This window comes from Sessilibacter sp. MAH1 (genome assembly GCF_054658315.1).
Map to the genome: position 1 here is coordinate 245,990 of NZ_BAAGIC010000005.1, position 20,573 is coordinate 266,562.

Sequence of the window (20,573 nt, forward strand, 5' to 3'; positions counted from 1 at the left end):
AAAACATTTTTTATTTTAATCTGAAAATGCTGCCAAAAGCCGTTTTTCAAAAAATATAGGAAACTCTGATTAAGCTAGAGTTTCCTGAATTACAAGGCTGGGTCGACAATTTCAAAAACCATGAGCGACAGAAATTACGAAAATTTGAAAACCGTATTTTCTATTTTTGTTCTCTGGTTAAATCATAGAGGAGTCAATCAGAGGCTCCTCTAACAATTAAAAAGCTCCCGCAGGCCCTGGAAATACCACCGGTGTTTCGGCGCCATCTTTGGCCACGGCGCTTACGCCAAAGAAGTAATTGTCGATAACAATATTTTTTAATTCAAAGCTATTAACGTTTCCTACGTAGCGTGAATGTGTCCAAGTGGGTTCTGTGGTCAGTCGCCAATAGACTTTGTACCCGGCGAGATTTTTTGCGGTTTTTTTATCGGCTTCTTGCCATTGAATTTTTGTTGACGGTGACACAGCACCTTCGATGGCAACGCCCTGTGGAATTGGCGGTGCGGCTGCGATCCCAGCCATGGTGATGGCATTTAACGCGGTTAACTTCGCGGCGTAACCTGCGTTTACACCGTCAATGGTGTCGCCATAAACAACGCCGTTTTCGGTGCGTAAGTCTTGATGCTGACGGTCGTAGTGTTCGTGGGTTTCCATAATACGCGCACCCGGAAAGCCTGCTTCGTTAAAGGGCCGGTGATGGCCTCCACGGCGGAATCGGTCGAGGCGATACACCATCATAACGTTTAGATTAGTAATGTACTTTTCGCCTAAACTTTTTACGTATCGGGCAAGATTTCGAGACGGTGAATCAACTTCGCCACCGGTAAAGCGCCGTAAATTTGCTTCTTCGGGTGTTTCTACGGCGCGGGTGCCTTCGGAAAAAACCCGAACCGTGGAGTTATCAATAACTCCGTCTATGCCTTCAATATTCGAAATCATGTCGTTATTGAGTATGCCGACCAGTTGCCACTGTTGATCTTTTGCGTATTGCGCCACGATTTTGCCACCAAACAAACCTTGCTCTTCACCGGCAAGAGCCGCATAGGCGATACTACCGGCAAACCTATATTGGCTGAGGACTCGCGCAGCTTCTAGCACACCTGCCACGCCCGAGGCGTTATCGTTGGCGCCGGGGCTAATATCGGTTGCGTTCATAACATCGGAGACTCTGCTGTCGATATCTCCGCTCATCATTATCATGCGATTGGGATCAACAGCACCTCGCTGAATAGCAACCACACTGACGACTTCGGTTTTATTGGGGATTCGGGTTTCGCCTTCAACGAAGTCGGAAACATAATGAATTTCTAAACAACCGCCGCAGGCTTTCGATATGGTCTCGAACTCTTGGTAAATCCAACTGCGCGCGGCACCAATACCAGTAGTTTTACTGGTGGTATCAGACAAGGTGTGGCGCGTGCCAAAGCCAACCAGTGTTTCTATGTCACCGTAAATACGATCGGCGCTAACCGCTTCGGCAATATCATAAAGTTTAGGCACTTCGCTTGGCGGTGGTACAAGCGCTTCACCGTGAGCACTTAACACCACGGTAGCCAATAACGCCGCAAAACTACGTCCCAAGTATCGTTTTAGCTGCTTCGCTAAAAAGGGATCGGTAGAATGATCTAAGATTGAAACGCCGCGCATACCGCTCTCCAAATTTGTGGATAAATTTAGAAATTAACGATTGCTTTACAAAAACCCTCATTGATTGCTGAGTCACCGTATTTTACCCGTGTGCATCAACAAACTCTCAGTACTCGCCTGCCTATGGATTATTAATATTCTGTTCTTGAATATTAACGGTATTTTTAATTCAAAGTTTTAGAAAATACCTGACATTATTTAGGTGATTTACGTCCATTTTACAAAATCACGTTGCGAATAATATGTGTGAAATTTAAAGTAGCTTCGCGGTATAAGAGTTTATTTTTTGTACCCGACAAACTTATTGAAATAGGTTGTCGAACGCTTTAGTAACATATAAAAATCTTTGATTTCCTTATTTGTTAGATAATTAAAGATTAGAAATTAGAAATAAAGTTTTAATTTCGCTGTAATTTCGGAAAATTATCGATCTTGGGATTGATAGCATTGATAAAAGCAGTATTGAGTTTAATCGACTTTTATTTTGGGAATCTTTGATTTACTCCTCGCGATTTAATCTGATTTTCTGAAAATAAATTTGATTAAAATTAAGTTCATTTTTCTGTGTTTATATCTACTGCACCAATAAAAATACTTTGTTTGTTCATAAGCGCTCACAGCTACTAAAAAACGACTCTAAGAAACTTTGAAAAACGTATTATTCACGCAATCAGAATTTCTTTTATCACCTAAACCATAATTTAGGGAAGCTTTTTGGCATGGACAACGTAAGTAACCATCTTCGACTATCGCTTATGGCCGACATATTGGCGCTAAATTCGCAATCTACGCATCAAGAAAACGACAATATCTTAAATAAATTATTGACCTGCGTACGCAGTCATTTAAATATGGAAGTTGCTTTTATTTCTGAAATTAAAGACGGCTTTCGTATTTTTCGCTACGTAGACTGCGAGAAAAACTTTCAACCTATTACCATTGATGGCTTTGATAAACTCAAAAACTCTTATTGCCAAAGAGTTTTAGACGGTCGGCTGCCCGAATTAATTTTAAATGCTATTGATCACACAAGTGCGCTTGAGCTACCAGCAACCAACAAGTTACCCATTGGCGCCCACGTGAGTGTGCCACTGGTTTTTTCTGACGAATCCGTTTACGGCACCTTTTGTTGTTTTAGTCGAAAGCCAAACTATCAGTTAAATGCTCGCGATTTAGAAACCGTTCGCTTTTTATCGTATTGCGCTGCTTTAGTGTTGGAAAAAAATGTTAAACATGCCAACGATTTTGACTGTCGAAAAAACCAAATCAATGCCATCTTAGCTACGTTAGACTTTTATCCAGTCTTTCAGCCTATTTACTCTTTAACCGATCACAAACGGGTAGGTTTTGAGGCATTAACTCGATTTAATAATTTTAAGTTTTCTAGTCCAGACTTATGGTTTTCGCAGGCTAAAAATGTGGGATTATTGTCGCAACTAGAAACCGCTGCGATAGAAAAGTCGTTATTAAACTTTGGCGATAGTGAAGTTTTTGCCAAACGCGACAAATCGGAATATCTGTCATTAAATTTATCGCCAAGTACTTTATTGGAGAATCAAAACCAGTTTGATTATTTGCTTAACAGCAATCACAACGTTGTTATTGAGCTAACCGAGCACGATGTTATTGAAGACTATTTAGAAATAAATTCCATTTTAAAACCGTTGCGCGCACGCGGTGTTAAATTGGCAATTGATGACGTGGGCTCAGGTTATGCGTCGCTCAAGCATATCTTAAAATTAAAACCCGACATTATAAAAATTGACCGCGAAATTATTCGCTCGATTCACGAAAATAGAGATGCCCAACTCCTTACACAGTCGTTGGTGGAATTTTCACACGCAATGGATTATCAGGTAATTGCCGAAGGTATTGAAACTCAAGAAGAACTGAGCATGCTGAAGACATTGAATGTACACAGAGGGCAGGGATTTTTCTTGGGTATGCCGTTAAAAGAAATTGCTTAGTAGGCATGTAGCATTATTGATCTGCAAAGTACGAACGCGTTCGTTAAGATTTTCGTCTGCACAGCGTTGCGTTTAAAGAAGCATCACCAATTACAAAATTCAGTGATGCTTTTTCAATAATTACTGGCTAAAACATTCTTGCTGTACCAGCTTGTCGGCTTCTATTCGCACCGAGCAATTCAGCAATGCCGAACCGCCTTGGTTAAAATAAAACTCAATGGCAAAATGCACCGCTTGACCGTCAATGTCTAGCGACTCCAAAAAAGCACCTTGTGAATCGGCAAAGGTGTATTTCTCGTCCCCGTATTCAAAGCCCGTTACTTCGAGCTTTTCTAACAGCGTTAAATCCGGTGTGGCGATACGCTCGATCACAATCTTAGGCTCAATTTCCATATTGTGGCGAAGCACGCGAATTAACTGATTGTTAACACGTTTTAGCTCAATTCCCCAAACGCTTAAAGGCACGTCGGAGCTTAAACCCGACGCGACGGGTTGCTGTGCGCAGGCCAACATCGGTAGTTGCAAAGCAAACACTGTTGTAAGTAACACTGATTTTTTAACAGGAAACACACCAAACAAACGATTTATCATCTTGCATTAGCCAAAAAACGAACACGACGATTAAAGCGATCTTGCGGAACATTTTGCCAACGACCGCGATCACCAATGAGATCTCTAAATTCTACCAAGTTATTGTTCACGGCAGGAGCCTGAATAAATCGACGTGCCGCGCCGGTGTAATCGCCACGGAATTTTAAATCGACCAAGATATCCTTGATGGCTTGATGGGTAGTGTCCCAATCGAGCTGACCATAAAGATTGACCACGTCACTTTTGCCAGAGATTCGACGCACCTCAGACGCTTCGAGCTCGTAACTGATTTCGAACAATTTCAGTTGTGCAAGTGGTGTAATTTCGAAGTCTAGTAAGTCGTTATCAACGATAAATTGATCGGCTCGATTGCCTTGCAGAGTAACCGCGTTAACCAATACTTCGGTTTTGGTTTTATCGATGCCCGCAACCATAAAATCGGCGCGAACTTGACCTTTGGTTTTGGTCTTCATGTCATAACCTCGACCCAAGGTTAGACCGGAACTTGCCGATGGCACGTGTAATTTTCGACTGTGAAAGCGGCCACCTTCTTGGCCTTCCGCCTCCCAAGTAACCGTTCCTATCGTAGGATTTACCAGAGGCTCTGGCGTAAATACGTTCGATAAGATTGTCGATAAAGTAGAAAAGGTGCGACCACCCGGATCAACACGTCCATCTGGACGCGCGCTGTTCAATCGCACTCTCTGAAAGTCGCTGATGGCGACATTGAGTTGTTCTTTAACTTGATCAACCACCGGTATGGCAGCTTGATTGTTTTGACGTCGATAGACGTTGAGTAAGGCTGTAACTAGGCGCACATCGGCGGCATTATTACGGCCACCAACACCTACCGAACCTGAAATTCGAATAGTTGGCATCGCTTTCCCTCATCTTAGTAAGTCCGTCAAAACAACCTTTAAACGCGACGGAATAAACGATAGGGCGACTGCGATTTTCTTTTAACATGACATTTGGCATTTATAAAATCTAACTCAACATCTGCATTGTTTTTATTTAAATGTCTCATCAATAAACAACAAACCAGATGCATCTTATTAAAACTGCCCAAATTCAGAAAACCGGCAATCTACCCTTGCTTGACCAAGAATTCTAATTGTTTTGCAACCAACCCATTGATGACGGCGTTATCAAATTGAATATTTTTTACAGATGCAGGATCAAAACCTTCCCTTGTGAACTCCGTTGCGTTCAAAAAAGTGAAATTTAAATTAGCACCGGTCAAGTCCGAACCCATAAACAACACACCATCTAAATCTGCACCTTCAAGATTGGCGTTTTTGAGATTAGCGTTAAGCACCGATGAATTAGATAAGTTCGCTTTTACCAAATTAGCCGCTTCGAAATTACAGCCATCCAAATTGCAGTTTTTGAGTTGTACGCCGCTTAAGTCCGCTCCCGAGAAGTCTAAGTTCGATAGGTCTAAGGAAATTAACACCTGATCTTTAAAGCGAGAAAAATTCTTGGTTTCACGCAACCTCGATAATTCTTTTTCGGTTAAATTACCGGAGACATAACGCTCTTCTTTCACAAAATCGGCGTTATTGTGGTAACCACCTCGCTCCCAAAAACCCAGTTGATCTTCTTTAATTAAACGAATTTCTTTCAACCATTTTAAGCTTTTGTAGAAATATTTAGACGGCGCAAAGGTACGTACCGGAAAACCGTGCTCCGCTGACAGCGGCTCGTTGTTGACCTCGTGAATGATCAAAACATCGTCGTTAAGGCAAACATCTAGCGGTAAACTGGTGTCGTGATCACGATCCGAATAGGCGATAAATTGCACAAATTTCGCCTCCGATTGCACACCCGCCAAGGCCAACACATCTTTCAGTGCTACTCCGGTGAAACTGTTACCCAACTTACTCCAGCGCGTTACACAGTGAATATCAAAATGCCAAGTCTGATGACCAAGCTTCAAATAATCCTGCCAAGATAAGGTTAACGGGGAATCCACCAAACCCGTAATCTGCAACTGCCAGTTATCGTGCGTTAACTCAAAACCGGGACTGCTTTCACCCACAACGGGGAATTTCTCGGTGATTTGCTGGCGGGGGGGAAGCTGGCTCATAAAAGAAAAGTACCGGATTGTATAAAGTTATCGTTAGCTCGGAGTAATTTGCCTAAATGACGTATTACCGTGTGTAACCTGTAATACATATTGGAACCTCTGATTAACTCATCTCTGATTTAATCAGAGGATAGAAATTGAAAATGCGATTTCCAATTTCTTCACAATTTCAATCACTTACTGTTCTTGAAATTGGCGACACATCCTTGTGTCGCGAGAAACTCTAAGTTAATCATAGTTTCCTATTCTATTATCTGACGAGATGTGAGATTTATAACCATAAAATTCTATAAATATCAGCGATTTAAACATAGTTCTCTCATAACCAATCAGTCTTTAAACAATAACAATACTATGACCTAGCTCACACAAACTACTACCTGTAACGTTAGAGTTCATAGCCCCAAAATTAAAAGTAAATTGAAAAATGTGGAGAGAAGTATGACGGACAAAAAACGCGACATTACAGAAGTGAGCTTAGAAGAAATTTGCGAACTAGCCGCCCAGGCCGGTCAAGAAGCTGCGCGTGAAAGTTTAGAAGCCGGTTTAGAGATACTTTCAGAAGAAATAGCTACAGGCCGATTCGTTTTTGAACGCCTCGATGAAAATGGCCAAATAATAAAGCGCTATGTAACTAAGGAAGAATTAGATAAAGAAATCGACGAGCACGATCTCTCTTAATTAATATCCTAAATAAATTACAAAAAGCCTATAACGAATCCTTCAAAACAATATACGTCTCTTGAAAACTCTAAACTCCTAATTTTGTAATGAATTATAGTTTTACGAGGCGATGTTATCTAACTCATTAACAACCAAACACCTACACCCACCATTAAACTGCCAGATATTCTATTTATCAGACGCACATTTTCGGAATGACCTAAAACTCTTTTTAACGCTTTGCCGCCGGTTGCGTATAAGCTCATGCATAAAAATTCCGACACCATAATAATGCCCACTATTACCATTAATTGTTGCGTCATGGATTTATTGATATCGATAAACGGCGGTAATAGAGACACCATAAATGCCCAGCCTTTTGGGTTGGCAATGGCGGTTAAGAATCCTTGGGTAATTAAATTCCAATTTGCGTTTGTATTTATATTTTCTGGTGAATCGCTGAGCGCTAAACGACCTTTAGATCGCCACATGGATACACCCAAATAAAATAGGTATAGGGCGCCAACAATTTTTAAACCTGTGAATAGCCACGGATAATTCAACATTACCGACGACACACCCAGCACCGCAGTTATCGCAACAATACCCACACCAATGACTTCACCTAACATCATCCATAGGGTTTTGCGGTAACCAATGCTCATACCCAAACTCAGCGCTAGGGTCATGCACATACCCGGCGTGATGGATATAAATAAAATGGTGGGAATAAATACACTCAGTAATGCTAGGTTCATTTAAAACTACTCGAAATCAGAGATACTCAAGACGAATAAAAGGCGGTAATTGTCAGATTTTTGATTAGGTTAATCGATAAAAAACGGTAGTTTATTGCGAGAGCGTTAAGGTGTTTTTAATAGAGAATTTTTTGAAGATTAGTGTGTATTCATTTTTCTTTGATGCAATAAGTGAAGAAATCCCTGAATATTTATTCAAGGATTTCCATCATCATAACGCAAGGCTTAATTTTGGATTAATTCATACCGGATTAATCCAAATAGCTTTTATTCCACAGTAACAGACTTAGCCAAATTACGTGGCTGGTCTACATCGGTGCCTTTATTTACAGCGACATGATAAGCCAGTAACTGTAAGGGCAGGGTGTAGATGATCGGTGCAATGCTTTGTGGGCAGTGAGGAATGTTAATTACTGTGGTTTGCTCGTCGTTTCGGAATCCGGCATTTTCATCGGCGAATACGTACAACTTGCCGCCGCGAGCGGCAACTTCTTCTAAATTGGATTTAATTTTTTCCAATAAATCGCCGCTGGGCGCTACGGCAATAACCGGCATGTCGCTATCAACCAAGGCTAACGGCCCGTGTTTTAGCTCACCAGACGGATAAGCCTCTGCATGAATGTATGAAATCTCTTTTATTTTTAATGCGCCTTCTAGTGCAATGGGGTATTGCACGCCGCGACCTAAAAATAAGCAGTGATGTTTTTCGGTAAAATGTTTACTGATGGTGGCGATGGTGTTGTTGAGTTGCAATACTGCGGCACAGAAAACCGGAATATCCGTTAGGTTAGACACCAATTGTTTTTCGCGCTCTGCACTTAGGCGCGCGCGTCTGCCCAGGGCAATAACCAACAACTGCAAACCGATTAGCTGAGTGGTGAAAGCTTTTGTGGAGGCAACGCCGATTTCAACGCCTGCCTGAGTGATGAAAGCAAGATCGGACTGACGAACCAATTGGCTAGCGGCGACGTTACAAATGGCGAGAGTCGCTAAATAGTTGGCGTCTTTAGCTTCACTCAGTGCTGCTAAGGTATCTGCGGTTTGACCCGATTGTGAGATGGTCACAAATAGGGTGTTATCTTGCACGACGGGGTTTCGATATCTAAATTCGCTGGCAACTTCGACGTTGCAGGGAATTCCCGCCCAGTCTTCAAACCAATATTTAGCGACAAATCCGGCATGGTAGCTGGTACCACAGGCAACTATTTGCACCTGTTTTACTTGATCAAAGATGGTGGTGGCTTCAGAACCAAAGCTTTCTTCAAAAACGGTTTGATTACCAACGCGGCCAAGCAACGTATTTTTTAACGCTTTAGGCTGCTCAAAAATTTCTTTGAGCATGTAGTGACGGTAGGCTCCTTTATCAACAGACTCAACCGTGTCTCGACTGATTTCAATGTCGCGTTCTACGGCTTTACCTTCTTTATTAAAGATTTCATAACCGGTTGTGGATACTCGCGCAACTTCGCCATCTTCAAGATATACAAAGCGATCGGTCACTTGACGAAGCGCTAACGGATCAGATGCCACGTAGTTTTCATCAATACCAACGCCAATGACTAATGGACTGTCTTGACGAGCTACGTACAGGTTATCTACATCTTGTTCACTGATACAAGCAAGACCATAGGCGCCTTTAAGTTCTGTAATGGTTTTTTGAATGGCTTCTAATAAGCTTGCGCTGGTTTGTTTGTGATAGTGAATAAGATGTGCAACAACTTCTGAGTCGGTTTGACTTATGAATTCATAACCTTCTGCGCGTAAGGTTTTTCTGAGCTCTTGGTAGTTTTCAATGATGCCGTTGTGAACTATGGCAATATCGTGACTTCTATGTGGGTGCGCGTTTACTTCTGTAGGTTTGCCGTGGGTCGCCCAACGAGTATGAGCAATACCTACATTACCTTGCTGGCGAGTATTTTCTAATTTGTCGGCAAGTTCTTGGACCTTGCCTACCGATTTACACAATTCCAGCGCTTGGCTTTCTTTATTGATTAAGCCAACACCGGCTGAATCATAACCACGATATTCAAGGCGACGTAGACCTTCAATCAAAATTGCATTTATCGTTCGGTTGGCGATGGCGCCGACAATTCCACACATAGTTATTCCGAGTAGTTCGTCTTTTTTATCGACATTTTATGAATTAAGTTACGATTTTTTTTTCGTCGGTCGTACCCAAGACGATTTGTGTACCTGTTCTGGACGTGTTAACGCGAGCTGGTCTTTAGGTACGCTTTTGGTGATGGTTGATCCAGCACCAATTGTGCTGCCACTTTCGATTTCAACGGGTGCCACCAAAGCTGTATTTGATCCCACAAAGACATCATCACCGATTTTGGTGAGATGCTTGTTCACACCGTCGTAGTTACAGGTGATGGTTCCGGCACCAATGTTAGTGCCTTCGCCGATTTCGGCATCGCCAATGTAGCTTAGATGATTCACCTTGCTGCCAATGCCGATTTTTGATTTCTTAACCTCAACAAAGTTGCCAATTTTTGCGCCATTGGCCAACTCGGTGCCGGGGCGTAAACGTGCGTAGGGGCCAACGTCACAGCCATCGTTGATGACTACGTCTTCGAGATGAGAAAACGCCTTAATCACTACGCCTTTACCGATAACCGCATTTTTAATGACACAGTTTGATTCAATAACCGTGTTTTCGCCTAAGGTAACCTTGCCTTCAAATATACAATTCGCGTCGATACTTACACCATCGTCGCAGACCAGTTCTCCGCGCACATCAATGCGATTAGGGTCAAGTAGGTGCGTGCCTGATTCCAACAGTTTTTGCGCTTGGTTGTATTGATAATAGCGCTCGAGCTCCGCTTGTTGTAAGCGAGTATTCACTCCAAGCACCTCTTCTGGTGAATCCGGCTCAACTGTGCGGATATTTTTACCGTCTGCAACCGCCATGGCAATAAGGTCGGTGAGGTAATATTCACCTTGCCGATTGTTGTTTTCGAGTTTGGGCAAATATTTGACTAGGTCTTCGTTATTGACCGCCATGATACCGGTGTTGATTTCGTGAATGGCAAGCTGGCCTGCGTCGGCATCTTTGTGTTCAACAATTGCGATGGCGTTGTCATCTCGATCACGCACAATGCGCCCATAACCTGTTGGGTCTTCCATATGAACAGTTAGCAGAGCTAGGCTGGTTTCATCGACAAGTTTGATAAGTTGTTGAAGCGTGGAGGCGGAAATTAGCGGAACGTCACCGTATAAAATCAAGCTTACACCCCAAGGTTGAATATCGGGCAATGCCATTTGTACGGCGTGGCCGGTACCCAGTTGCTGAGCCTGTTCAACAAAGTTGATTTCTCGATGCGACAAGGCTTCTTTAAGCTTGTCAGCTTGATGGCCGACCACCAAATGAACTCTGGCGTTATTTATGAAAGAAGCGCTATCGATTACATGCTCCACCATGGATTTGCCACCAATGGTATTTAATACCTTTGGTAATGAAGATTTCATGCGGGTGCCTTTACCGGCAGCAAGTACGATAACGTCGATCATAAAGCGGGTCTTTTCTTTGAAGGTGAGAAGGTGTGATTATGCCTGGTTTTGAACGTTGGCTGTAAAATCATCAAGCTTTGGCAGATACTAAATTGAATCGTTATTGGTTTGATTAGGTGAGATTGTATCGAAAAAGTGCTTATAGTGATTGGGTTTTAAATAAGTATTGTTTACCAGAAATACAAAAAGGCAGTAAAAACTGCCTTTTAAAGAATTCGTATTTTTAGTCAAAAATAAGTGTGTACTTATTAATGACCTAGATTTTTACGAATTGCTTGAAGTGTGCGAAGTTGCGCTGCCGCTTCTGCAAGTTGTGCGGTGGCTAAAGAATAGTCCAACTCAGAAGACTGAGTGCTTAATGCAGCTTCAGCATCTTTTTTGGCTTGCAAAGCTTTTGCTTCGTCAAGATCTTCGGCTCGCACGGCTGTGTCAGCTAAGACAATCATTACCGAGGGCTGTACTTCTAAGTAGCCGCCGGAAATATAATAAATCTCTTCTTCACCGCCTTGCTTGATGACACGAATAGGTCCAGGTTTGAGAGCAGTAAGCAATGGGGCGTGGCCGTAACCAATTCCCACATCACCTTCGCTGCCAGCAGCAACGATCATCTCTACAAGACCTGAAAAGATTGAGTCTTCAGCACTAACTATGTCGCAATGCACGGTCATAGCCATTGTATCGCCTCTTGGTGGTAGCAGGGCGCCGAAAATTCGACGCCGAGTTAAACTATCTTAAAAGCTAGAAGTAACCCTTGCGGATTACTTCATTTTGTTCGCTTTTTCGATTGCTTCGTCGATAGAACCTACCATGTAGAAAGCTTGTTCTGGCAAGTTATCGAATTCACCCGCAAGAATGCCTTTAAAACCACGAATAGTTTCTTTTAGTGTTACGTATTTACCAGGTGCACCGGTGAACACTTCTGCCACGTGGAAAGGTTGTGACAAGAAACGCTCGATTTTACGTGCACGAACAACGATTTGCTTATCTTCTTCAGAAAGCTCATCCATACCCAAGATGGCAATAATGTCTTTCAACTCTTTATAGCGTTGAAGAACAGTTTGCACACCACGGGCAGTTTCGTAGTGCTCATTACCGATGATCAAAGGATCTAACTGACGAGATGTAGAATCTAGTGGGTCAACCGCAGGGTAGATACCTTTAGCAGCGATGTCACGAGACAATACAACGGTTGAATCCAAGTGAGCAAACGTGGTTGCAGGGCTTGGGTCAGTCAAGTCATCCGCAGGAACGTATACGGCTTGAACCGAGGTAATTGATCCAGTTTTGGTAGAAGTAATACGTTCTTGAAGTACACCCATCTCTTCTGCAAGAGTTGGCTGGTAACCTACCGCAGAAGGCATACGACCTAGAAGAGCCGATACTTCGGTTCCCGCTAGGGTGTAACGGTAGATGTTATCAACGAACAACAGTACATCTTTACCTTCGTCACGGAATTTTTCCGCCATGGTAAGACCGGTCAAAGCTACGCGAAGACGGTTGCCTGGAGGCTCATTCATCTGGCCGTAAACCATCGCAACCTTGCCCAATACGTTGGACTCTTTCATCTCGTAGTAGAAGTCGTTACCTTCACGAGTACGCTCACCAACACCGGCGAATACAGACAAACCGCTGTGCTCTTTGGCGATGTTGTTGATCAATTCCATCATGTTTACGGTTTTACCAACACCAGCACCACCGAACAAACCTACTTTACCACCCTTGGCGAATGGACAAACTAGGTCGATAACTTTGATACCTGTTTCTAGCAATTCCGTTGAAGCTGCAAGCTCGTCATAGGCTGGCGCTTTACGGTGAATTGGCATACGTTCTTTTTCGCCAATTTCACCGGCTTCGTCGATTGGGTTGCCTAGAACATCCATGATTCGACCAAGTGTTTCGATACCAACTGGTACAGAAACTGGTGCGTGCGTGTTCTCAACTGCAAGACCACGGCTAACACCTTCGGACGAACCCATGGCGATTGTACGTACCACACCGTCACCTAGCTGTTGCTGTACTTCTAAGGTTAAACCTTTATTTGCAACAGTTAATGCGTCGTATACTTTAGGTACGGAATCGCGTGGAAATTCAACGTCGATAACGGCACCGATGATCTGCACAATGCGTCCGCTACTCATTTCCGATTCCTCTTAAAAATTTGAAATTAAAAAAGCGTTTATTTGGGCTCGCTGGGTTAAACCGCAGCCGCACCACCAACAATCTCTGAAAGCTCTTGAGTGATCGCAGCTTGACGCGCTTTGTTGTACACAAGCTGTAAACCTTCGATAAGATCACCCGCGTTGTCGGTCGCATTTTTCATTGCGATCATACGTGCCGCTTGCTCACAAGCTGCGTTTTCGACAACGGCCTGATAAACCTGAGACTCAACATAACGAGTCAAAAGTCCGTCAAGTAGCTCCTCAGCATCTGGTTCGTAGATGTAATCCCAGTGGTGTTTTAGCTCTTCGTTTTCTTCGGGTTCTAACGGTAGTAGTTGGCTTACAAATGGTTTTTGTACCATTGTGTTTACAAACTCGTTGCCAACCAAATATAGGCGGTCAATCTTTCCGTCGGAATAAGCATCCAACATGACTTTAACGCTACCAATTAGATCTGCGATGCTTGGCGCTTCACCTAGATCGCGAATTCTCGCAACCACGTTACCGCCAACACTTTTGAAGAAGCCGCTTGCTTTTGCACCAATCAATGCAAGATCAACAGCTACGCCTTTATCTGCCCATTCTTTGCTAGACAGGATCGCTTTTTTAAAGACGTTAATATTTAAGCCACCACAAAGGCCTCGATCACTGGAAACAATAATGTAACCAACTCGCTTCGCCTCACGCTCTACCATGTACATGTGCTTGTATTCGGGATTGGCATTTGCCAAGTGACCAACTACAGCTCGCATGCGCTGGGCGTAGGGTTTACCAGTTTCCATACGATCTTGAGCTTTACGCATTTTACTCGCCGCAACCATTTCCATTGCAGAAGTAATTTTTTGCGTGCCTTTAATACTGGCAATTTGTGTGCGTATCTCTTTTCCGACTGCCATAACTGGCCCTCGAATCGTATTTATGAATTACCACTGCTGCTCAAGCGAACTCAAGCAGCAGCTCCTGGCCTGATGATTACCAGGTTTGGGTTGCTTTAAAGCTTTCGATAGCTGCTTTGAAGGTCGCCGCGATATTGTCGTCGTAATTACCAGACGCAACGATTTGGCTCATCAATTCGCCGTGCTCAGATGCCATATAAGCAAGTAGAGCAGATTCGAAAGAACCAATCTTCGCAACAGCTACATCCTTCAAGTAACCTTCGTTAGCCGCGTACAACAACACACCCATTTCAGCAGTAGAAAGAGGTTGGAATTGCTTCTGCTTCATTAACTCGGTTACGCGCTCACCGTGGTCAAGCTGGGCTTTTGTCGCTTCATCAAGGTCAGAAGCGAACTGAGAGAACGCCGCCAATTCACGATATTGCGCAAGAGCAGTACGGATACCACCAGAAAGCTTTTTGATAATTTTGGTCTGTGCAGCACCACCCACACGAGATACCGAAATACCAGCGTTCATCGCAGGACGAACACCTGAGTTGAACAAGTCAGTTTCTAAGAAGATCTGACCATCGGTAATTGAGATCACGTTGGTTGGTACGAACGCAGATACGTCACCCGCTTGGGTTTCGATGATTGGTAACGCGGTTAGAGAACCGGTTTTACCTTTCACTTCACCATTGGTGAATTTCTCAACGTAGTCGGCGTTTACACGAGACGCACGCTCAAGTAAGCGTGAGTGCAAATAGAAAACGTCACCAGGGTAAGCTTCACGACCTGGAGGACGACGAAGTAGCAATGAAATTTGACGATAAGCCCAAGCTTGCTTGGTTAAGTCATCATAAATGATCAATGCGTCTTCACCGCGATCGCGGAAGTATTCACCCATAGTACAGCCGGCGAAAGGCGCCAAGAACTGCATGGATGCTGGATCAGAAGCGGTAGCAGCAACAACAATGGTGTGAGCCATTGCGCCGTGCTCTTCCAGTTTACGCACAACGGCGGCAACAGAAGATGCTTTTTGACCAACAGCAACGTAAATACATTTAATGCCAGTATTTTTTTGGTTGATGATGGCGTCAACAGCAATAGCGGTTTTACCTGTTTGACGGTCACCAATGATCAACTCACGCTGACCACGACCTACCGGTACCATCGCATCAACGGCTTTCAAACCCAATTGAACAGGTTGGTCAACACTTTGACGAGCGATTACACCCGGAGCGATTTTCTCAATCGCGTCGGTCATTTTAGTATTTAGTGGGCCTTTGCCGTCGATTGGGTTACCCAATGCGTCAACAACGCGACCTAATACTTCGTTACCAACCGGTACTTCTAGAATACGGCCGGTACATTTACACGTTTGTCCTTCGGCAACGCCTTGGTAGTCACCAAGAATTACCGCACCAACGGAATCTCGCTCAAGGTTAAGTGCCAAACCATAAACACCACCTTCAAACTCAATCATTTCACCGTACATTGCTTCCGCAAGACCGTGAATACGAATGATACCGTCGGTTACCGATACTACCGTGCCTTCGTTTTGGGCTTCGGTTTTAACATCAAGAGTTTCGATACGACTCTTGATGATTTCACTGATTTCTGAAGGGTTCAGTTGCTGCATGCTAGTTCCTACCCTAATGAATTAGGCGTTCATTGCTTCGGCGAGTTTGGCAAGCCGACCTTTGATGGATTGATCGATAACTGTATCACCGGCGCGAATTAACACACCGCCAATCAGGCTCGGATCCACCATACCTTGTACTTTTACTTCGCGACCAAGGTTGGTTTTTAATGCTTGCGCCAACTTATCTAGGGTTGCTTGTGGCAATTCGAAGGCGCTAGAAACGTCAACATCAACTGACTTTTCTAATTGCGCTTTAAATGCTTCGAACAGCTCCGAAATAAACGGAAGTAATCCAAGACGTTTGTTCGCCGCCAGATTGCGGATAAAGTTTTGACCTTTGTCGTCGATGGCATCGCCACAAACACCGACAAAAGCTTCGCCTTTTTGCGCTGCTGTTTGCGTGGGAGAAGCCAGCAATTTGGCTACGGTATCGGACTGCGATACTGCAGCTGCAACCGACAACATTTCTGCCCACTTGTCTAACGCTTTAGCTTCTTTTGCAAATTCAAAAGCAGCTTTCGCGTAGGGACGGGCAAGAGTCGTAAGTTCAGCCATAATCTCCTCGCTTATAGTTCAGCGGCCAACTTGTTCACCAATTCGGTGTTAGCGGCCTCGTTGATGTTTGCTTGCAACACTTTTTCAGCGCCGGCAATCGCCAGAGCAGCAACTTTTCCGCGCAATTCTTCTTTCGCACGGTTAACCATTTGCTCAACTTCTGCTTCAGCGGCGGTCTTAATACGACCAGCTTCGGCAGTAGCTTGTTGCTTAGCTTCATCAACAATTTGATTAGCGCGCTTGTTTGCTTGATCAAGAATCGAAGCAGCTTGTTCTTTTGCTTCGTGCAATTTCTTCGCAGCTTCTTTCTGAGCAAGCTCCAAATCTTTGTCTGCACGGTCAGCAGCTTCAAGACCGGCGGCGATTTTATCTTCGCGGTCTTTCATAACTTTGATCAACGCCGGCCAAACGTACTTCCAACAAAATGCTATGAAAATGAGGAAAGTAATCGACTGACCGATGAGTGTTAAGTTGATATTCATACCAACACCTCTTTGCTTAATGGATGAAAGGTTTTAAGCAAAATTGGCCATTAACCAGCCAAACCAGGTGCAACTACGAAGATAAGGTACATGCCGATACCAACACCGATCATTGGAACCGCATCCAATAAACCTGCCATAAGGAACATTTTACCTTGAAGTGCTGGGCCTTGTTCTGGTTGACGAGCAGAACCTTCAAGCAATTTACCGCCTAAAGAACCGAAACCGATCGCAGTGCCTAAAGCACCTAAACCGATCAATAGAGCTGCCGCTACGTAAACTAAACCTAAAGCTTCCATTGTTTTCTCCTACTTTTAAGTTTTTAAATTGAAAAATGTAAAACTGAAATCGTTATTGCTGCTATCTCGATGCTGCAAGCGCCGCTTGGCATCGAGATGATATAAATCTGATGGTCTTAACTTAGTGGTTTTCGCCGGTATCGTGTGCCATTGCCATATATACAGTGGTCAATACCATGAACACGAACGCTTGAAGAGTGATAACCAAGATATGGAATACCGCCCATGCCCACTGCAACACGCCACCAAATATGCCTAATACCAAACCGGCACCAAACATTAGCGCGATTAGGATGAAAATCATTTCACCGGCGTATAGGTTTCCGAACAATCGCAGACCCAGAGAAATTGGTTTGGCGATTAGAGATACGGTTTCCAAAATCAGGTTAATTGGGATTAAGAAAATATCGATATAGATTTTTCCAGAGTGGAATGGGTGTAGCGTCAATTCCTTGATAAAACCCATCAAACCTTTTTCTTTGATGCTAAAGAAAATCATCAAAGCAAATACGGTCAGCGCCATACCTAGGGTTGCGTTTGGATCTGTTGTTGGAACGACTTTAAAGAAAAGATGCTCATTACCAGTAACTTTTGCAGCGGCAACAGGCAACCAATCCACAGGGATAAGGTCCATTAAATTCATCATGAATACCCACGAGAAAATGGTCAAAGCCATAGGGGCAATCATGCGATTTTTATAATGGAAAATGTCTTCTACGGTGTTATTTACAAAGCTTACAACAAGCTCAACAAAGCTCTGTAAACCCGTTGGCTTACCAATGGTAGCTTTGGCAGCAACACGAGAAAAAATAAAGATAAATAGAGCACCTAGAACAATAGACCAACCAAGAGTATCAACGTGAATTGCGTTAAAACCCATAGCGGTGGCTTCTTCGCTACTGTGTGCGAAAGTCCATTCTGAGTATTCTAAAACGTGAACCTGACCATGTTCGTCGTGACGTTCAAAGCCGGCAGGTAGCTTACCGTAGGTAAGGTTTTGAAGATGGTGCTGGATATATCCAGTCGAATCTTGAGCTTCGCTTGCCATGTTAATCTCACACCTAAAAAGTAAAAAATTCTGTTTTCCCTGAAGAATTTTCTATCCTTGAAAGAGTTCCATGGAAAATTCAGGGGTTCAGTGGGTTGCCTCAGCTACTTTTATTCATGATCAAGCGACTCACGATCGTGGCGCGACTACCAACTTGGAGGTAGTTATCCAATGAATAACAGTTGTGACAACAAAGGCACTGAACAGAGCCTGGCTGTGTAATGGCTTGACGAGCAAAAACACCAGCGCAAACCCAACGAGAGTGAGAGTAAATTTCCCCATCTCACCTCTATAAATACTGTGTAAGGCACTACCAACCTGACGCGAGCCCATAAAGCGAAACGCGTAGAAGGCGAAATAAACATTCGGCAAAACGACGAGCAATCCACCTAGCAATATCGAATATGCGATAACTTTGCTACTGAGCAAATAAGCTAAAACGGTGGTTGCAACCAGTAAAATAAGCTGAATAAAGCTTGCTTTAAAAACTGGTGGTCTTTGGATACTGCCTCGATTCATAAAACATCTAATGCGTTGGGTTTTTGTCAATAAAACCGCAAGTTATTTAAGAACCGGATGGTCAGCATTCGTAAATCTGACGTTAATTTTTTACCACTTAACCCTTAAAACACGCCCTAAATTTGTGCTTTTCACCACTGGGTTAAGAGCGGTGCGAATTATAGGGATAAATTGGGCGCGGTTCAACAAAGCTTCCGGATAATCCCACCAAAGTTGGTAGATATATTAAAGTATTAGAAAGGGTAATTTTCCAAACCTTTATTAATAATTGTAATAAAAAAAGTCTTCTCAGCGATTAAGTTCGGCCCGGATTTTTTTTGATAGCAAGTGGTTACTATCTTTAGAATGATTTTTATATAAGGGTTTCTAAATTTTTATGACACGTGATCTATTATTTTGAAATTAATCAAGTAAATATTGAACGATTATTAAGTTTTACTTTATACGTTGAAATACACGACATATCTGTATTAAAAACATGCCCAAATTTGACGAAAATTTGGCAATTTTATGTCATTTTTTCTGCTTTATAGCCGTGCAACAGTCACCCAAAAGGCTATTTTTTCTGAATTCTCTGCACAGCTTTTGCTCGAAAATCTTTGATATCGGTTACACAACTCGATCAATTTGGAAGTTTTTTAACCATCTCAGGTAATATCGGTAACATTGAATGGGCATAAATCGAAACCTCATGAGGTGTAAAAGCGGTTACTCTTACACCTGCGAATTATTCGATTAAATTCGCGAAGGGAATGTTAGATTGGTCGGTGAAAATCAAAAAAAATGGTGTCAGTCGTCGTTTTGATTAAAGCCAAGGTGAGCAAGAATTCCATCGAGTTCATCGAGGTTATTGTACTTGAGCACAAGCTTTCCTGCGCCTTTTGCCGAATGCACTACGTTTACGGGCACGCCTATTTTTTCGGAAAGTCCTTCCTCAAGCTTGTGTAAATCTGGAGTAATTTGGTTTTTTGGCTTGGGTTTTACGGTTTCTTCTTGAAGCTTTCTAACCAAAGCTTCGGTTTGTCGTACCGACAGTCCGCGGCCAATAACTTGGCTGGCAACGTCTTTTTGCTCAGCGTAGTTCAATGTTAATAAACAGCGTGCATGACCCATTTCTATGTCGCCGTTTTCGAGCATGCGCTTTACTTCGTCACTCAATGCTAGAAGTCGTAACAAATTGGTGACAGTCGTTCTGGATTTACCCACGGCCTGAGCAACTTCTTGGTGAGTCAACTCAAATTCATCTTGCAGTCGTTTTAACGACATAGCTTCTTCCATGGGATTGAGATCTTCGCGTTGAATATTCTCAATCAATGCCATGGCGATGGCTGCATCATCGGCGACATCACGAATAATGGCCGGAACTTTCGCAATTTGTGCGAGCTGAGTAGCGCGCCAGCGTCTTTCACCGGCGATGATTTCGTACTTATCGTTACCAACCGGGCGCACTACGATCGGTTGCATGACACCTTGAGCTTTTATCGAATCCGCTAGTTCTTGCAACGCTTCGGGATTCATATCGCGTCGGGGTTGATACTTACCGCGCTGAATAAACTCTACCGGTAACTCAACGAATCTACCTTCTGGACCTGGATCGGAGGAGGTTACCGCCTCGATTGCAGCGCTGACACTTTCTGCTGATTTTTCGCTGGTGGACATTCCGCCCAATAATGCGTCCAGCCCACGGCCCAGACCTTTTCGTTTTGCTGCCATAGTTCTTGATTGTTGCCTAATAGATTGCGTTAACGGAGTGTACTGATTTA

Annotated in this window: 19 protein-coding genes; 2 read left to right on the forward strand and 17 right to left on the reverse strand. The window is 43.4% G+C overall.

The genetic code is table 11. The features are described from left to right. Window positions 1–216 precede the first annotated feature (216 nt). Window positions 217–1,647 (reverse strand): M28 family peptidase, encoded by a 1,431-nt coding sequence (locus tag ACYQ28_RS07570; protein ID WP_460049223.1) that lies wholly within the window; start codon window positions 1,645–1,647, stop codon window positions 217–219. A 719-nt stretch (window positions 1,648–2,366) separates the two neighbouring features. Between ACYQ28_RS07570 and ACYQ28_RS07575 the strand changes: the two genes are divergently transcribed. Further along, the gene (locus ACYQ28_RS07575; protein ID WP_460049225.1) at window positions 2,367–3,614 is read left to right on the forward strand and encodes a sensor domain-containing phosphodiesterase; all 1,248 of its coding nucleotides are present in this window, start codon (window positions 2,367–2,369) and stop codon (window positions 3,612–3,614) included. Window positions 3,615–3,734: 120 nt separating this feature from the next. On the opposite strand, the gene ACYQ28_RS07580 is transcribed toward ACYQ28_RS07575, so the two are convergent. The 3 genes from ACYQ28_RS07580 to ACYQ28_RS07590 form a co-directional block, all read right to left on the reverse strand. After that, complete coding sequence (locus tag ACYQ28_RS07580) at window positions 3,735–4,205, reverse strand: hypothetical protein (RefSeq protein ID WP_460049226.1); 471 nt, start codon at window positions 4,203–4,205, stop codon at window positions 3,735–3,737. Then, window positions 4,202–5,083: a lysozyme family protein gene (locus ACYQ28_RS07585; RefSeq protein WP_460049228.1), complete on the reverse strand. Its 882-nt coding sequence runs from the start codon at window positions 5,081–5,083 to the stop codon at window positions 4,202–4,204. Before ACYQ28_RS07585 ends, ACYQ28_RS07580 begins: the two co-directional genes overlap by 4 nt. 209 nt (window positions 5,084–5,292) lie before the next feature. Further along, entirely contained in the window at window positions 5,293–6,294 is a 1,002-nt protein-coding gene (locus tag ACYQ28_RS07590; RefSeq protein ID WP_460049230.1) for a molybdopterin-dependent oxidoreductase, read from the reverse strand. Window positions 6,295–6,735: 441 nt separating this feature from the next. On the opposite strand from ACYQ28_RS07590, the gene ACYQ28_RS07595 reads away from it, so the two are divergent. Beyond that, the gene (locus ACYQ28_RS07595; protein ID WP_460049231.1) at window positions 6,736–6,975 is read left to right on the forward strand and encodes a hypothetical protein; all 240 of its coding nucleotides are present in this window, start codon (window positions 6,736–6,738) and stop codon (window positions 6,973–6,975) included. A 119-nt stretch (window positions 6,976–7,094) separates the two neighbouring features. Here ACYQ28_RS07595 and ACYQ28_RS07600 read toward each other — a convergent pair whose 3' ends face one another. From ACYQ28_RS07600 to ACYQ28_RS07660, 13 genes are all read right to left on the reverse strand, one after another. Continuing rightward, on the reverse strand, window positions 7,095–7,715 hold the full coding sequence (locus ACYQ28_RS07600) for a LysE family translocator (RefSeq protein WP_460049232.1): 621 nt from the start codon (window positions 7,713–7,715) through the stop codon (window positions 7,095–7,097). 267 nt (window positions 7,716–7,982) lie between these two features. Next, window positions 7,983–9,815, reverse strand: a complete 1,833-nt coding sequence (gene glmS / locus ACYQ28_RS07605) for a glutamine--fructose-6-phosphate transaminase (isomerizing) (protein ID WP_460049234.1) — start codon at window positions 9,813–9,815, stop codon at window positions 7,983–7,985. Window positions 9,816–9,863: 48 nt separating this feature from the next. Further along, the gene (glmU, locus tag ACYQ28_RS07610; RefSeq protein ID WP_460049236.1) at window positions 9,864–11,228 is read right to left on the reverse strand and encodes a bifunctional UDP-N-acetylglucosamine diphosphorylase/glucosamine-1-phosphate N-acetyltransferase GlmU; all 1,365 of its coding nucleotides are present in this window, start codon (window positions 11,226–11,228) and stop codon (window positions 9,864–9,866) included. A gap of 248 nt (window positions 11,229–11,476) precedes the next feature. Beyond that, window positions 11,477–11,902: a F0F1 ATP synthase subunit epsilon gene (locus ACYQ28_RS07615; protein WP_460049237.1), complete on the reverse strand. Its 426-nt coding sequence runs from the start codon at window positions 11,900–11,902 to the stop codon at window positions 11,477–11,479. Between the two features lie 84 nt (window positions 11,903–11,986). After that, a complete protein-coding gene (gene atpD, locus ACYQ28_RS07620; protein WP_460049238.1) occupies window positions 11,987–13,366 on the reverse strand; it encodes a F0F1 ATP synthase subunit beta in 1,380 nt (459 codons plus the stop codon). Window positions 13,367–13,422: 56 nt separating this feature from the next. Further along, window positions 13,423–14,283: a F0F1 ATP synthase subunit gamma gene (gene atpG / locus ACYQ28_RS07625; RefSeq protein ID WP_460049239.1), complete on the reverse strand. Its 861-nt coding sequence runs from the start codon at window positions 14,281–14,283 to the stop codon at window positions 13,423–13,425. A gap of 76 nt (window positions 14,284–14,359) precedes the next feature. Beyond that, window positions 14,360–15,904 carry a F0F1 ATP synthase subunit alpha gene (atpA, locus tag ACYQ28_RS07630; protein ID WP_460049241.1) on the reverse strand — a complete coding sequence of 515 codons (1,545 nt, stop codon included), beginning with the start codon at window positions 15,902–15,904 and terminating at the stop codon, window positions 14,360–14,362. A gap of 21 nt (window positions 15,905–15,925) precedes the next feature. Then, entirely contained in the window at window positions 15,926–16,462 is a 537-nt protein-coding gene (locus tag ACYQ28_RS07635) for a F0F1 ATP synthase subunit delta (RefSeq protein WP_460049243.1), read from the reverse strand. An 11-nt stretch (window positions 16,463–16,473) separates the two neighbouring features. After that, entirely contained in the window at window positions 16,474–16,944 is a 471-nt protein-coding gene (locus tag ACYQ28_RS07640) for a F0F1 ATP synthase subunit B (RefSeq protein ID WP_460049245.1), read from the reverse strand. Between the two features lie 50 nt (window positions 16,945–16,994). Next, window positions 16,995–17,243 (reverse strand): F0F1 ATP synthase subunit C, encoded by a 249-nt coding sequence (gene atpE / locus ACYQ28_RS07645; RefSeq protein ID WP_345427073.1) that lies wholly within the window; start codon window positions 17,241–17,243, stop codon window positions 16,995–16,997. A gap of 121 nt (window positions 17,244–17,364) precedes the next feature. Next, the gene (atpB, locus tag ACYQ28_RS07650; RefSeq protein WP_460049246.1) at window positions 17,365–18,291 is read right to left on the reverse strand and encodes a F0F1 ATP synthase subunit A; all 927 of its coding nucleotides are present in this window, start codon (window positions 18,289–18,291) and stop codon (window positions 17,365–17,367) included. Between the two features lie 129 nt (window positions 18,292–18,420). Then, complete coding sequence (locus ACYQ28_RS07655) at window positions 18,421–18,810, reverse strand: ATP synthase subunit I (RefSeq protein ID WP_460049247.1); 390 nt, start codon at window positions 18,808–18,810, stop codon at window positions 18,421–18,423. A 789-nt stretch (window positions 18,811–19,599) separates the two neighbouring features. Beyond that, on the reverse strand, window positions 19,600–20,523 hold the full coding sequence (locus ACYQ28_RS07660; protein WP_460049248.1) for a ParB/RepB/Spo0J family partition protein: 924 nt from the start codon (window positions 20,521–20,523) through the stop codon (window positions 19,600–19,602). Window positions 20,524–20,573: the final 50 nt, after the last annotated feature.